The organism is Leptospiraceae bacterium, assembly GCA_016708435.1.
Lineage (GTDB): Bacteria > Spirochaetota > Leptospiria > Leptospirales > Leptospiraceae > UBA2033.
Window position 1 is genome coordinate 1 of the sequence record JADJFV010000011.1, and the last position, 10,147, is coordinate 10,147.

Genomic DNA, 10,147 nt, shown 5'->3' on the forward strand with positions numbered 1-10,147 from the left:
TGGACTACTGCATAAAAAGGGACACGATTTTAGGTTTTCCCAAAGGAGACCGAGATGAGGAGGTATACACAAAAGAGTTTAAATTAGAGTCAGTAAGACTTTACGTATTGCAAATGGGAAGAAAAAAAAGAAGACAGCGCGGGGAATTAGGAATAACCGCAGTAACTTTAAATAATTGGATTGGAAAATATATGAACGAATCATTGGACAAACCAAAGAAAACCAAGAAAAGAGATTATGAAAAGAATTGAAAGAGAAGGATAAACTCATTCAAAAACTTGAAGACGAGGTATCGATTTTAAAAGTCAATAGGCATTTTTGTAAGAGACCCGCAACAAAAAAAATAAGTTTTCTTTCATAAAAGAAAATGAAAGTTTTTGATGACAAAAATGTGTAAAGCGTTAGAAGTCTCACGAAGCGGTTTTTACAGTTGGTTAAATAGGAAAGAGAGTAAGAGAAAACAGTATCATCGTTTTTTAATTTCCTGGATCTTAGAAATTCATACTGAATCTGATGGAACTTACGGGCAGAAAGGGGATTCAAGAAGGTCTATACGAGATCGGAATAAAGTGTGATGTTCGCGTAGTATCCAGGCTTATGAAGATCGCGAAAATAAGCAAATAAAGGCTGGATTTAAACCATCAACAACAGATTCGAATCATACTAATTAGGATTTCGCCTAACCTTCTAGAGAGGAATTTTTATATTAATAAACCAAACCGAGTGTGGATATCCGATATTACCTACATATTCGTAGGCAATACTTGGATGTATTTATGTGTTATCATTGATCTTTTTAATCGAGAAATAATCGGTTGGCATTTTGATGATAATATGGAAACACCTCTTCTTATTAAGGCATTTGAAAATGCGGTTAGTACTGGGATAATGCAGTAGTGAAAGTTTCTTTAAGATTCTAAAAGTAGAAAAAGTAAATCATATGAAATATGAAACTAAACAGGAAGCGAAAACAGATTTATTTAGATACATTGAAGTTTTTTACAATCGAAAAAGATTTCATTCAACTTTAGGCTTTACAAGCCCAGTCAGTTTTAGAATACAATATGAGAAGCGGATTGCCTAAATCTGTGTCCACTAAACATGCAGTAGTCCAGAGTTTCAACAAGCTGCACATCTAGCCCGACATCAGAGTAATATCCTTTCTCGATTGCTGCGTAATAGCCGGCGAATTGAAATTGGTGATACCATTTTAATTGAAGATGAATTCTATCGAGCGAAGCAAGGTGTATAAATAAAAGAAGGAGTAAAAAGTATCGGGCAATCATTGGGTAGTTCTCTATTATCTGCACTTTACATTAAGTCCTAAAAATCTGCGGCTAACGACCAACTAATTCCCCGCCCTGTGACTGTCACTCCATTTGGATTGGTTCCGGCAGAGTAGATTGGACCTTAGGTTAAATCACCATTAGCCTGGTTGATAAGAAAATAATTGATAGTCCCACCGTTCCAGCTTACACCATAAATAAATTTCCCAGAAGGATCAGGGAATAACCGAACCCAATTGTTTGCACCTGAGGTTACATTTGTTGTAATAGTCAATGCTCCTGTTGATTGGTTAATCGTCATTACTCCTATTTGTGCGGTGTCCCTTGTAAAATAAAGATATTTGCCAGTTGAATCTACACTAATTGATTCCAATCCAGGATACTGGTAGCATAAGAATTTACGTAGGTCAAAAGACCTGTAGTAGGATGGATCGTAAAGAGAGCGATAGCATTTGAAGCAAAATTTGCTGAATACATATAAGTATTGGTTGGATCAATTTCTACTGTTCTAGGATCACCCCCGACCGTGGATACAGGACCTCCTACCTGTGTTAGAGCACCTGTTGCTTGATTGATCGAATAACTAAAAATCTGAGTCGTTCCATTGCTTACTGCATAGGCGAATTTTCCTTCTCGATCTACTCTTACATAGTATGTGTTCGAGCCAGCCCCAACAGAGCCTACCGAATTTAAAGTTCCGTCTGTATTTATGGAGAAATAGGAAATGGTTCCTCCATTATTTGCTACGTAAGCAAATTTTCCGGTGGGATGAATGAAAACAAACTCTGACTTGGTTGCTACCGGACCTCCCACTAATGTAATGCCTCCTGTTGTAGGATTAATTGAAAAGGCTCTAATCTCACTACTTCCTTTTGAAACTACATATAAAAATTTACCCGTAGGATCTGCCATTGCTCCTCTTGCATTGGTGCCGGCTACAACCGTCCCCGCAGAAGTTAAAGCGCCCGTAGACGAATTGATAGAATACGCTGAAACATCATGCGTTGCATAGTTGAGAGAATAGGCAAATTTAGGAACAGAGAAAAATGTTCTCATGCGAATAACGGCAGAAATACTTCCCGCAACATTGGTAGCCGTGATTGTATAATCAGTCAATGCAGTTCCTTGCGATGGAGTTCCGCTAATCACACAAGTCGCACTTATGCTTAGACCTGTAGGAAGAGTGGGCTTGCTGTGCATGTTGTCGCCACACCTGTGATCGTTGGAGTGAGAGCGGTAATTGCAATTCCATTTGTAAAGAAATACGGCGAGCCAACATAAAGAGATTGCAGTTGGAGCAGATAAAATTGTGATATTCACCACTCGCTTAAGCTTCCCGCTGAGATTGTATAGGCAGTAGATGCTTGTTCTACTTGCAGGAGTTCCGCTAATGGCACAAGTGGTTGCGTTGATGCTTAATCCTGTTGGCAGGGCAGGAGTTGAAATGCAGTTTGTGACAGTGCTTGCAATTACCGGTGTTAAAGTTGACATGGGGACTCCTCTTGCTAATGTATAACTAGCACTTAAATAGGCAATCGCAGATGCGCTTCCGCCTGACGCTAAAACATTTCCGCCTATCAAAGCAGAGTTTGAAAGATCCGAACTTGTCCAAGTAATTCCAGTTCCATCATCAGAAGTAAAAGAACTAGCCTGCAATAAATACGATTTCATTCCAGAAGCAATATTGGCTAATGGGCTTGAAGCTATGGCTGTGTATTCAGAAGAAATTACCAATGCGCTTCCTGACTCATTCAATACATTCTTTCCATCTAATTTCCCGTCTCCTAAAATATCCCCCATCAAAATATTGGTATACGAATTATAAGACGAAGTGACTTCTAGTCCCGATGAGTCAGAAATACCTTTGCCCTTCAATACATCCGATACGACAGAGTCGATTCCTCCTAAAGTAGCTAGAAACACCTTTGCATTCGTCGAATCATAATCGGAAGAAGTTGGGTCACTTAAATTTGCTTTGGAAGGATCAAACTTTTTGCTAGAGCCAAAGAATATTTCTCCAATATATTCATTAGCTGTAGTCGCCATACCTTCCAAATCGGCATTGCTTAGAGTCTGTAAAATTAGTTCGCTATTCTTGGAATGGATAGATGGATTCAATTGGTTAGCGGATAATCTATATTTTACTAAGGAAGAAAATTTCCCCGCTCCCATATTCGTTAAAGGGTTTACGTTTGTATTGAGTCTTGTGCTACTTGTAGTATTCGAGGCAGTGAATGTAACAACAGAAACCATTCCGCGTCGAATTGGAGCTTGCTGTTTCAGGCACTGTCCATGAAAATGCTTTTCTTCGAAATGGCGAATAGGTAGTAGAAGCAGAAGTAGGAGTCACAACAATGCAAACCAAATTTGCTTCCGGTCTTTCCATACTCAGAGAATAAGTCCCTCCATTGTTTTTGTCCGAATCCTGAAGTAGTAATCCCGTTTGCTAATAACGACCCCGCTGTCCCATTGCATTTTCCCGCATCCGTGCCACTAGTGGGAATAGTTCTCGCTTGCACAGTTGCATTTTTGATAGAACCCGTCATTTGCGCTTTTCCATTTAACGTGAGGATAGGTCTATTCAAATTTAAAAGTCGCTTGTAAAGTAGGGAGAGTTCTAAAAAGCTATCTCCTGATTTATTGCATGATAGTAATAAAATTATTAACAAAAATGGAAGAGTTCTTTTCATCGTTTTTCTCCTGACCAAGTGTTTTTTCATATAGTAACGAATTGTTTACGCATTCTATGCATCTATTCAATGCTGTCAAGTGAGGAAAATTTTGAACTACATAGGTTTTTTTACAAAGGTTAGGTTGGGTTAAAAACCTTGCTTGTATGTGGTAAATCGGGCGTTCCGCTGCTCGTTACACATTGTTTTATCCTGTGCAGGATTTGCTTTCCTTTGTCCGACAGAGCGTCGGGCTCGCCTTCCTGAATGGATTCCTGCTGGAGTCGGTTGGTGAGCAGCAGCTTCCATTCTTTAGCTGCTTGGATTTTTCTTTTCTTTCCATCAGCAGCTATCATTTCAACTGGGGTATATATTGTACCCAGTAGTTACTAAGTTCTGGATCGCGGCTTTTTAATTTCTTTATATATTGCTTTATATCGCTACTACCGGTTAATACCAATAATACGTCCTGAATGGAGGAATACCATTTATCTTCTCTTAAAGCAATATTTGCATTCATAAGAAATAGAGGAATTTGCTTTTCTGCATTTTTCGCAAATTCTAATTTGAATTGGAATATCTTTTTCTAAGTAAAGAAGTTTCAACCATTTAAAACTTCTTTTGTCATAATCTAATTCCTTTGGATTAGGGTATCCAATTAGATAACCACTAATTTTCCAAGGATAAGTATAATTAGCTTTTAGCCTATTATAATATCTCAAGATTTGCTTATAGTCTGGAAGTTTTAGAATCGTCTTTTAATTCTACAAGGATAATTTCTTTTCTTGCTCAAAGGTAAATACTAAATCTGTTCTTGCATCTTTCGATTGAGTTTCTTGTCTTTTATAAGTATACTTAGTATTAGCCAGAAATTTTTTGTCGATTAAGTAGGGATGAGTTTCTAGAATATCTTCAATATCTGATTCATTCATACCTTCTCCATAATATAGCCTGAACGAGTGTTTTTTACAATCTCTACTAGTTTCTTTATTACATCTTCTCTTTTTTTAGGAAGTGATTTTGGTTTATATTCTTTTGGAAGCTTAGTAAAAATATCTTTATTCGCTGGATACTTATCAGTATCCGCAAATTCTTTAAATATACGTTCTTCTTCCCATGACTCAATTGGAGGTATTTGCTTTTTATCTTCTTTGCAATAATTCCTTTCAGTTCGATAACTGGTTTTTCTAAAACTAAAAGCAACGCTAATTCTTTGTTTGAAGGATTACTATTGATTAGTTCTGTTGAAAGTAAATCGACAAAGTCTTGTTGTGTTAGAATACCCTTAGCATCTTTAAGTTCTTTTTCAATTTGTTTACTTTCAATTCCAATACTCTTCAAATCTAATTTTAGTTTTTTTGTATTAAATTCAAAGTCTTTAATACTCTTTGTAATTTCTTGAATAAAGGAAGTTGATTTACGATTGCTACTTTTATCTAAAATATCTAATCCTTCTTTTATTTTTAGAATATTAGTTTTTAAATTTTTAATTGCTTGTGAGTATTCCATATTATCCTCCTATCCTATTTATTAACTCTTCAGTCAAATCTTGGATTTCTTTTCTAGCAACTGCATCCTTTGAAAAACACATAGGTGAATTATCTCTTACTGATTTTAAATACGCGCTTTTATTAGAAAGCTTGGTGTGAAATATATTATCATCTTTTGGATTAAAGCCATAGTGAATCATATGAGGCGCAGAGAGTCTTTCTATACAATTATTTATATAGCTTTTATGAATGGTAAGCCTTGACATATATTTTGTGAATACAACACCTAAAAATTGTAGATGAATTTTTTTATATGTTTCGTGTTTAAAAGATATTTGGTGAAGGCATTTTATTAAAACCTCTAAGCCTAATTGAACAAATGGTTCAGGAGTAAAGGAACAAATAAATCCATGACTTGCAATAATCGCATTCTTTGTCTCACCACCTAAGCTGGGAGAAGTATCTATTAAAATAAAATCATAATCGTTCGTCGTCTTAATTATATCAGATAGAATAAATTCCCATCAGCCCTTTATTCTTTTGTGCTCTATAAATTTTATTAGCTTCTATCATGTCCACTGCTCCAGGCAATATATCTAGTGCGGGTAATATTTGTTTGCCTTTCTCTTCAAAGACTGATTTTATAATGTAATTGTCTATATTAAAAGAAGACGTTCCTTTTGTTACCCAGTCCAACATTGCAAAATAAATATTTCTTCGATTCGATTGAATGAAATCCCATCGTTCATTTAGATTCAAGCAATACCCAGTCGCATTCATTTGTGGATCCATATCTATAATTAAAACTCTTTTGTTATGAAATTTAGCCAGTGCCGCCGCTAAGTTCACTGTAATGGTAGTCTTTCCTACACCACCTTTAAAGTTTACAATTGAAATTATTTTGCCATATGATTTAATCCTCACTTTTTTGCTGTCTATACATTACTTCTTCCCACATTTCTTTTTCCTAAGGCAAAAAGTTATCTTTCGTAATAATGCTTTTGTGCCCAATTCCTTTTCGGTTTGTTTACGTGCGTTACCCGCTACACTACCGCCACGTTTGGCTACTTTTATTCTTATCAAATGTATCTGGCTTTTCTTTTAGAAATTTCTAGTGACTTTTCCCCTGAGCATTGTGAAGATAACTCTAAGTCTGTCATATGATCACGGAGATTTTTGTCTTCTTGGTTAAACCTTTTACTTGTTTGTATTCATTGGGAGTTAAACCGAAAGTAGCCTTTGAAATTTCAGAAGTGAGAATTGCATAATCTTTCTCGGAGTGAACACCTCGCTCTTTCCATTCATCGGTAAGATTTTGACGAATGGCAATCCCTCGAAGTCGTTTATCAATCCAGTCCTTGGGATAACCTTTTGTTCGTACAATTCTTTCATTCTTTCTTGTGCAAGCTCGGGATTTTCGATTTCTTGCACTCGTTCATAACCAACTTTTGCTAACCATTGTTTGAACGGTTCTGCTTTAGGAGAAGGAATAGATTGGATAATACGAAATAGTCCTGTGCATTTAGAGCAATCCGTTTTGTATTTTTGCCATCGCTTGCTTCGAGTTTCAGTTGTCGACAAATTGTCGATAACTCAAGTCCATCTTCCAACTGAACTCTATTTTTCATCTTATACCAATAATCCTTGGCATCTAAGCTATCTGTCAATACTCCCAATATCCACTACGGAAAATACCATTCTTCGTTAAACCAAATCCGCCTGATGCTTTTGCTTTCAAAGACTATTATTTTATTTTGCATTTTCCTCTCCTCCATCCCACAACCCTTTCTCTAATATATCATCAATCTTCTCTTTGATAAGCAACGGCATAACGCCATTTGCCGAAGGATGCTTAGGGAGTTAACAACCTTTACCCAATCGAGAGCAGCTTTTGCTTTTCGTCCGGATTCTTCTGTTCTTTATCAGGATTCGCAAGACCGATTTCAGGATTGTTTAACCTTGTCTGCTCCGCGTGAACATATTGCTCTACTTCATAATTGTGAACTAGTTTGTCTTTTGGCATGGCTTTCCTTGCTTGTGTAGCATCTAACTACTTGCCATCCTAGTCTAATACTAGGACAAAATAGAAGGTATTTCTGTAATTATTTACGTCAAGAGGGAAAATACGTTTTACTTCAAAAACGATTGTCATCTTTAGTGAATAGGTTTTTAAAGTTCGATGAGTGCTAAAAAATTTACTAAATTACAAATAACTCTTTCCTTCCATATCGACCCAACCTGTCTTGGAAAGTTCTTTAACTTTATTGCGAAGCCAAGGCTCGGCAGGTGCCGATACAACGAAGGTAATCACTATCATTTTGATAGATTAAAGTCTAGATTTTCATTAGTGATATAAAAAATATAATCAGGAAATTCAGTTTTGAAATTTAGTGAAAAGATTGGTTTTCTGGAAAAATATAAATTGTGGAATCATCCCCTTTATCAAAGAAAAGATAAAATTCATTGGGTAATAGAAATTCATCTAGCCATTTCCATGCATTAGCATCGCAGACACTAAAACCACCATGTTCAGCAGCTGATTCCCATGGAGCGTAGTGGTATTTTCCATCCGTAAAAGTATCCCAGACTTTTTGACGAAAAAACACGGATTTTAAACTTAGACATTTCTGTTAGTTTATACCTATTGTATGTAAAGCTTCATTGATGCTTTCTTTTACAAAGTTAATCATTTTGCATTCCTGAAATAAGGTACACAATCTAAAAAGATATGACCCTTTATCCTGTCTTCTTTTTTGCCAGAGGATTTATATCCAATATGAAATACATCTGAACCCTCTAATTTGTGCATCAATGCTAACTTCTGCTCCACCAAATCCCTTCCATTCAACAACACCAGACTTTCCATTAATATCTTTCGCCCATTGCTTGGGTTGAAACTTAGAAATATCTGCTTTTGTTCTCCTGAAAGCCTCTTGCAACGCTTCCTCGAATGTTTTCAGAACCTCTCCAATCTAAATCATGTTCTTGAATTGGATACCCTGTTAAACTCCCAATATCCTTTATAAAATTCTTTTGGCAAGCACATAATCTTACCTGTTTTACTTTCCAAAGTAGATCGCAATAGGCTTCTTTTTCGTATTTTTCTAATGGTATGTGTTTTTCTATCTTAGCTTGTAAGACAGCTAATTGCTCTTCTTCAGTCTGGTCTGAGTTCTTTAGCGACGCAACAACGATAAGAATAATACCAACGGCAGATAACAAGGAATAGCCTTCTTCCTAAATAAGAAGGAAAGTTTTTCACGTGTTATCATTCGCTTCTTTATTTTGACAGACTTGGAATTGCGCTGGATATTTCCAAGCGACAGCAGCAAAGATAGAAGGATGATTCCTCATATCCATCTCCAAATTGAGTGCCTTGACCAAGCTGCTTATGTTATAATAGTTTTGCCAACTATAATATCATTTTTTAGGGACTGTGAAAGCATCCCCATTTTTTTAGTTAAACATCGTATTGGACTACTACATATTTAATGGACACGATTTTAGGCAATCCGCTTCTCATATTGTATTCTAAAATTGACTGGGCTTGTAAAGCCTAAAGTCGAGATGAAATCTTTTCGATTGTAAAAAATTTCAATGTATCTAAATAAATCTGTTTTCGCTTCCTGCTTAGTTTCATATTTCATATGATTTACTTTTCTACTTTTAGAGTCTTGAAGAAACTTTCGGCTACTGCATTATCCCAGCAGTCTCCCTTTCGACTCATACTTTGACGCATTTTATTTTTTTCTAATAAACTTCTAAATTCATTACTTGTATATTGCACTCCTCTATCTGAATGAAAAATACAATCCTTCTCTGGCTTACGAGTATTAACCGCATTTTCAAATGTCTTAATAAGAAGAGGTGTTTCCATATTATCATCGAAATTCCAACCGATTATTTCTCGGTTAAAAAGATCAATGACTACGCAAAGATACATCCAAGTATTGCCTACGAATATGTAGGTAATATCGGATACCCACGCCTGGTTTGGTTTCTCAACTTGAAAATTTCTTTCCAAAAGGTTTGGCGAAATTCTATTCTCATGATTCGAATCTGTCGTTGATGGTTTAAATCCAGCCTTTATTTTACTGCTTATTTTCGCTACCTTCATAAGTCTAGATACTACACGAACATCGCACTTTATTCCTTTTTCAAATAGACCTTGCTGAATTCTTTCTGCTCCATAAGTTTCTTTAGACTCTGCATGAATTTGCACGATCCAAGAAATTAAAAAACGATGATACTGTTTTCTTTTACTCTCTTGCCTATTTAACCAACTATAAAAACCGCTTCTTGAGACTTCTAAAGCTTCGCACATTTTTACCACATCAAAAACTTCTCTATTTTCTTTTATGAAAAAACTTATTTATTTTTGTTGAGGGTCTCTCGTAAAAATGCCTATTGACTTTTTAAAATTAAATTCTCGTCTTCTAATCTTTGAATGAGTTTATCTTTCTCTTTCAGTTCCTTTTCATAGTCCCTTTTCTTGGGCTTTTCTTTTGGTTTATTTACAGCTTCATTCATATGTTTCTCAATCCAACTTTTCAGCGTACATACGGGTATTCCTAAATCCCGCGCTGTCTTCTTTTTATTTTTCTCATTTGCAATGTAAAGTCTTACTGACTCTAATTTAAATTCTTTTGTATATACTCTCAACTTGGTCTCCTTTTGGAAACCTAAAATCGTGTCCACTTTT

General features: G+C 35.8%; 21 protein-coding genes and 1 pseudogene. 3 read left to right on the forward strand and 19 right to left on the reverse strand.

Features of this window, described 5'->3' with window-relative positions; translation table 11 throughout:
• Window positions 1-113: 113 nt before the first annotated feature.
• From IPH52_15390 to IPH52_15400, 3 genes are all read left to right on the forward strand, one after another.
• Entirely contained in the window at window positions 114-251 is a 138-nt protein-coding gene (locus IPH52_15390; protein ID MBK7056397.1) for a hypothetical protein, read from the forward strand.
• A 472-nt stretch (window positions 252-723) separates the two neighbouring features.
• Entirely contained in the window at window positions 724-897 is a 174-nt protein-coding gene (locus tag IPH52_15395) for a DDE-type integrase/transposase/recombinase (protein ID MBK7056398.1), read from the forward strand.
• Window positions 898-940: 43 nt separating this feature from the next.
• The gene (locus IPH52_15400; protein ID MBK7056399.1) at window positions 941-1,084 is read left to right on the forward strand and encodes an IS3 family transposase; all 144 of its coding nucleotides are present in this window, start codon (window positions 941-943) and stop codon (window positions 1,082-1,084) included.
• Here IPH52_15400 and IPH52_15405 read toward each other — a convergent pair.
• The 19 genes and pseudogenes from IPH52_15405 to IPH52_15495 all read right to left on the reverse strand — a co-directional run bounded on the left by IPH52_15405 (window position 1,053) and on the right by IPH52_15495 (window position 10,107).
• Entirely contained in the window at window positions 1,053-1,286 is a 234-nt protein-coding gene (locus tag IPH52_15405) for an ABC transporter substrate-binding protein (GenBank protein MBK7056400.1), read from the reverse strand. The genes IPH52_15400 and IPH52_15405 overlap by 32 nt on opposite strands.
• A 124-nt stretch (window positions 1,287-1,410) precedes the next feature.
• A complete protein-coding gene (locus IPH52_15410; GenBank protein ID MBK7056401.1) occupies window positions 1,411-1,659 on the reverse strand; it encodes a beta-propeller fold lactonase family protein in 249 nt (82 codons plus the stop codon).
• Entirely contained in the window at window positions 1,641-3,539 is a 1,899-nt protein-coding gene (locus IPH52_15415; GenBank protein ID MBK7056402.1) for a beta-propeller fold lactonase family protein, read from the reverse strand. Before IPH52_15415 ends, IPH52_15410 begins: the two co-directional genes overlap by 19 nt.
• A gap of 26 nt (window positions 3,540-3,565) precedes the next feature.
• Window positions 3,566-3,976 (reverse strand): hypothetical protein, encoded by a 411-nt coding sequence (locus IPH52_15420; GenBank protein ID MBK7056403.1) that lies wholly within the window; start codon window positions 3,974-3,976, stop codon window positions 3,566-3,568.
• A 119-nt stretch (window positions 3,977-4,095) separates the two neighbouring features.
• The gene (locus IPH52_15425; protein ID MBK7056404.1) at window positions 4,096-4,311 is read right to left on the reverse strand and encodes a hypothetical protein; all 216 of its coding nucleotides are present in this window, start codon (window positions 4,309-4,311) and stop codon (window positions 4,096-4,098) included.
• Window positions 4,308-4,475 (reverse strand): hypothetical protein, encoded by a 168-nt coding sequence (locus IPH52_15430; GenBank protein ID MBK7056405.1) that lies wholly within the window; start codon window positions 4,473-4,475, stop codon window positions 4,308-4,310. The genes IPH52_15425 and IPH52_15430 overlap by 4 nt, the downstream gene beginning before the upstream one ends.
• A gap of 244 nt (window positions 4,476-4,719) precedes the next feature.
• On the reverse strand, window positions 4,720-4,887 hold the full coding sequence (locus tag IPH52_15435) for a hypothetical protein (GenBank protein ID MBK7056406.1): 168 nt from the start codon (window positions 4,885-4,887) through the stop codon (window positions 4,720-4,722).
• Window positions 4,888-4,945: 58 nt separating this feature from the next.
• On the reverse strand, window positions 4,946-5,464 hold the full coding sequence (locus IPH52_15440; protein MBK7056407.1) for a hypothetical protein: 519 nt from the start codon (window positions 5,462-5,464) through the stop codon (window positions 4,946-4,948).
• Window position 5,465: 1 nt separating this feature from the next.
• On the reverse strand, window positions 5,466-5,960 hold the full coding sequence (locus tag IPH52_15445; GenBank protein ID MBK7056408.1) for a ParA family protein: 495 nt from the start codon (window positions 5,958-5,960) through the stop codon (window positions 5,466-5,468).
• On the reverse strand, window positions 5,950-6,369 hold the full coding sequence (locus IPH52_15450; GenBank protein MBK7056409.1) for an AAA family ATPase: 420 nt from the start codon (window positions 6,367-6,369) through the stop codon (window positions 5,950-5,952). The genes IPH52_15445 and IPH52_15450 overlap by 11 nt, the downstream gene beginning before the upstream one ends.
• A 43-nt stretch (window positions 6,370-6,412) precedes the next feature.
• A pseudogene (locus IPH52_15455) lies at window positions 6,413-7,205 on the reverse strand (phage antirepressor protein).
• A gap of 110 nt (window positions 7,206-7,315) precedes the next feature.
• Window positions 7,316-7,468 carry a hypothetical protein gene (locus tag IPH52_15460; GenBank protein MBK7056410.1) on the reverse strand — a complete coding sequence of 51 codons (153 nt, stop codon included), beginning with the start codon at window positions 7,466-7,468 and terminating at the stop codon, window positions 7,316-7,318.
• Window positions 7,469-7,832: 364 nt separating this feature from the next.
• Window positions 7,833-8,051 carry a hypothetical protein gene (locus IPH52_15465; protein MBK7056411.1) on the reverse strand — a complete coding sequence of 73 codons (219 nt, stop codon included), beginning with the start codon at window positions 8,049-8,051 and terminating at the stop codon, window positions 7,833-7,835.
• An 80-nt stretch (window positions 8,052-8,131) separates the two neighbouring features.
• A complete protein-coding gene (locus tag IPH52_15470) occupies window positions 8,132-8,254 on the reverse strand; it encodes a hypothetical protein (GenBank protein MBK7056412.1) in 123 nt (40 codons plus the stop codon).
• The gene (locus tag IPH52_15475) at window positions 8,211-8,384 is read right to left on the reverse strand and encodes a hypothetical protein (protein MBK7056413.1); all 174 of its coding nucleotides are present in this window, start codon (window positions 8,382-8,384) and stop codon (window positions 8,211-8,213) included. The genes IPH52_15470 and IPH52_15475 overlap by 44 nt, the downstream gene beginning before the upstream one ends.
• Window positions 8,344-8,667: a hypothetical protein gene (locus tag IPH52_15480; protein MBK7056414.1), complete on the reverse strand. Its 324-nt coding sequence runs from the start codon at window positions 8,665-8,667 to the stop codon at window positions 8,344-8,346. Before IPH52_15480 ends, IPH52_15475 begins: the two co-directional genes overlap by 41 nt.
• Window positions 8,668-8,948: 281 nt before the next feature.
• Window positions 8,949-9,092 (reverse strand): hypothetical protein, encoded by a 144-nt coding sequence (locus IPH52_15485; protein ID MBK7056415.1) that lies wholly within the window; start codon window positions 9,090-9,092, stop codon window positions 8,949-8,951.
• Between the two features lie 5 nt (window positions 9,093-9,097).
• Complete coding sequence (locus IPH52_15490; protein MBK7056416.1) at window positions 9,098-9,769, reverse strand: IS3 family transposase; 672 nt, start codon at window positions 9,767-9,769, stop codon at window positions 9,098-9,100.
• 80 nt (window positions 9,770-9,849) lie between these two features.
• The gene (locus tag IPH52_15495) at window positions 9,850-10,107 is read right to left on the reverse strand and encodes a transposase (GenBank protein MBK7056417.1); all 258 of its coding nucleotides are present in this window, start codon (window positions 10,105-10,107) and stop codon (window positions 9,850-9,852) included.
• Window positions 10,108-10,147: the final 40 nt, after the last annotated feature.

Excerpts from the sequence above, each read along its gene's own strand:
- IPH52_15390 (MBK7056397.1), top strand. The coding sequence starts at position 114 with ATGGGAAGAAAAAAAAGAAGACAGCGCGGGGAATTAGGAATAACCGCA.
- IPH52_15400 (MBK7056399.1), top strand. The coding sequence starts at position 941 with ATGAAATATGAAACTAAACAGGAAGCGAAAACAGATTTATTTAGATAC.
- IPH52_15405 (MBK7056400.1), bottom strand. The coding sequence starts at position 1,286 with ATGATTGCCCGATACTTTTTACTCCTTCTTTTATTTATACACCTTGCT.
- IPH52_15415 (MBK7056402.1), bottom strand. The coding sequence starts at position 3,539 with ATGGTTTCTGTTGTTACATTCACTGCCTCGAATACTACAAGTAGCACA.
- IPH52_15420 (MBK7056403.1), bottom strand. The coding sequence starts at position 3,976 with ATGAAAAGAACTCTTCCATTTTTGTTAATAATTTTATTACTATCATGC.
- IPH52_15425 (MBK7056404.1), bottom strand. The coding sequence starts at position 4,311 with ATGATAGCTGCTGATGGAAAGAAAAGAAAAATCCAAGCAGCTAAAGAA.
- IPH52_15430 (MBK7056405.1), bottom strand. The coding sequence starts at position 4,475 with ATGAATGCAAATATTGCTTTAAGAGAAGATAAATGGTATTCCTCCATT.
- IPH52_15435 (MBK7056406.1), bottom strand. The coding sequence starts at position 4,887 with ATGAATGAATCAGATATTGAAGATATTCTAGAAACTCATCCCTACTTA.
- IPH52_15440 (MBK7056407.1), bottom strand. The coding sequence starts at position 5,464 with ATGGAATACTCACAAGCAATTAAAAATTTAAAAACTAATATTCTAAAA.
- IPH52_15460 (MBK7056410.1), bottom strand. The coding sequence starts at position 7,468 with ATGCCAAAAGACAAACTAGTTCACAATTATGAAGTAGAGCAATATGTT.
- IPH52_15470 (MBK7056412.1), bottom strand. The coding sequence starts at position 8,254 with ATGCACAAATTAGAGGGTTCAGATGTATTTCATATTGGATATAAATCC.
- IPH52_15485 (MBK7056415.1), bottom strand. The coding sequence starts at position 9,092 with ATGAAATATGAAACTAAGCAGGAAGCGAAAACAGATTTATTTAGATAC.
- IPH52_15490 (MBK7056416.1), bottom strand. The coding sequence starts at position 9,769 with ATGTGCGAAGCTTTAGAAGTCTCAAGAAGCGGTTTTTATAGTTGGTTA.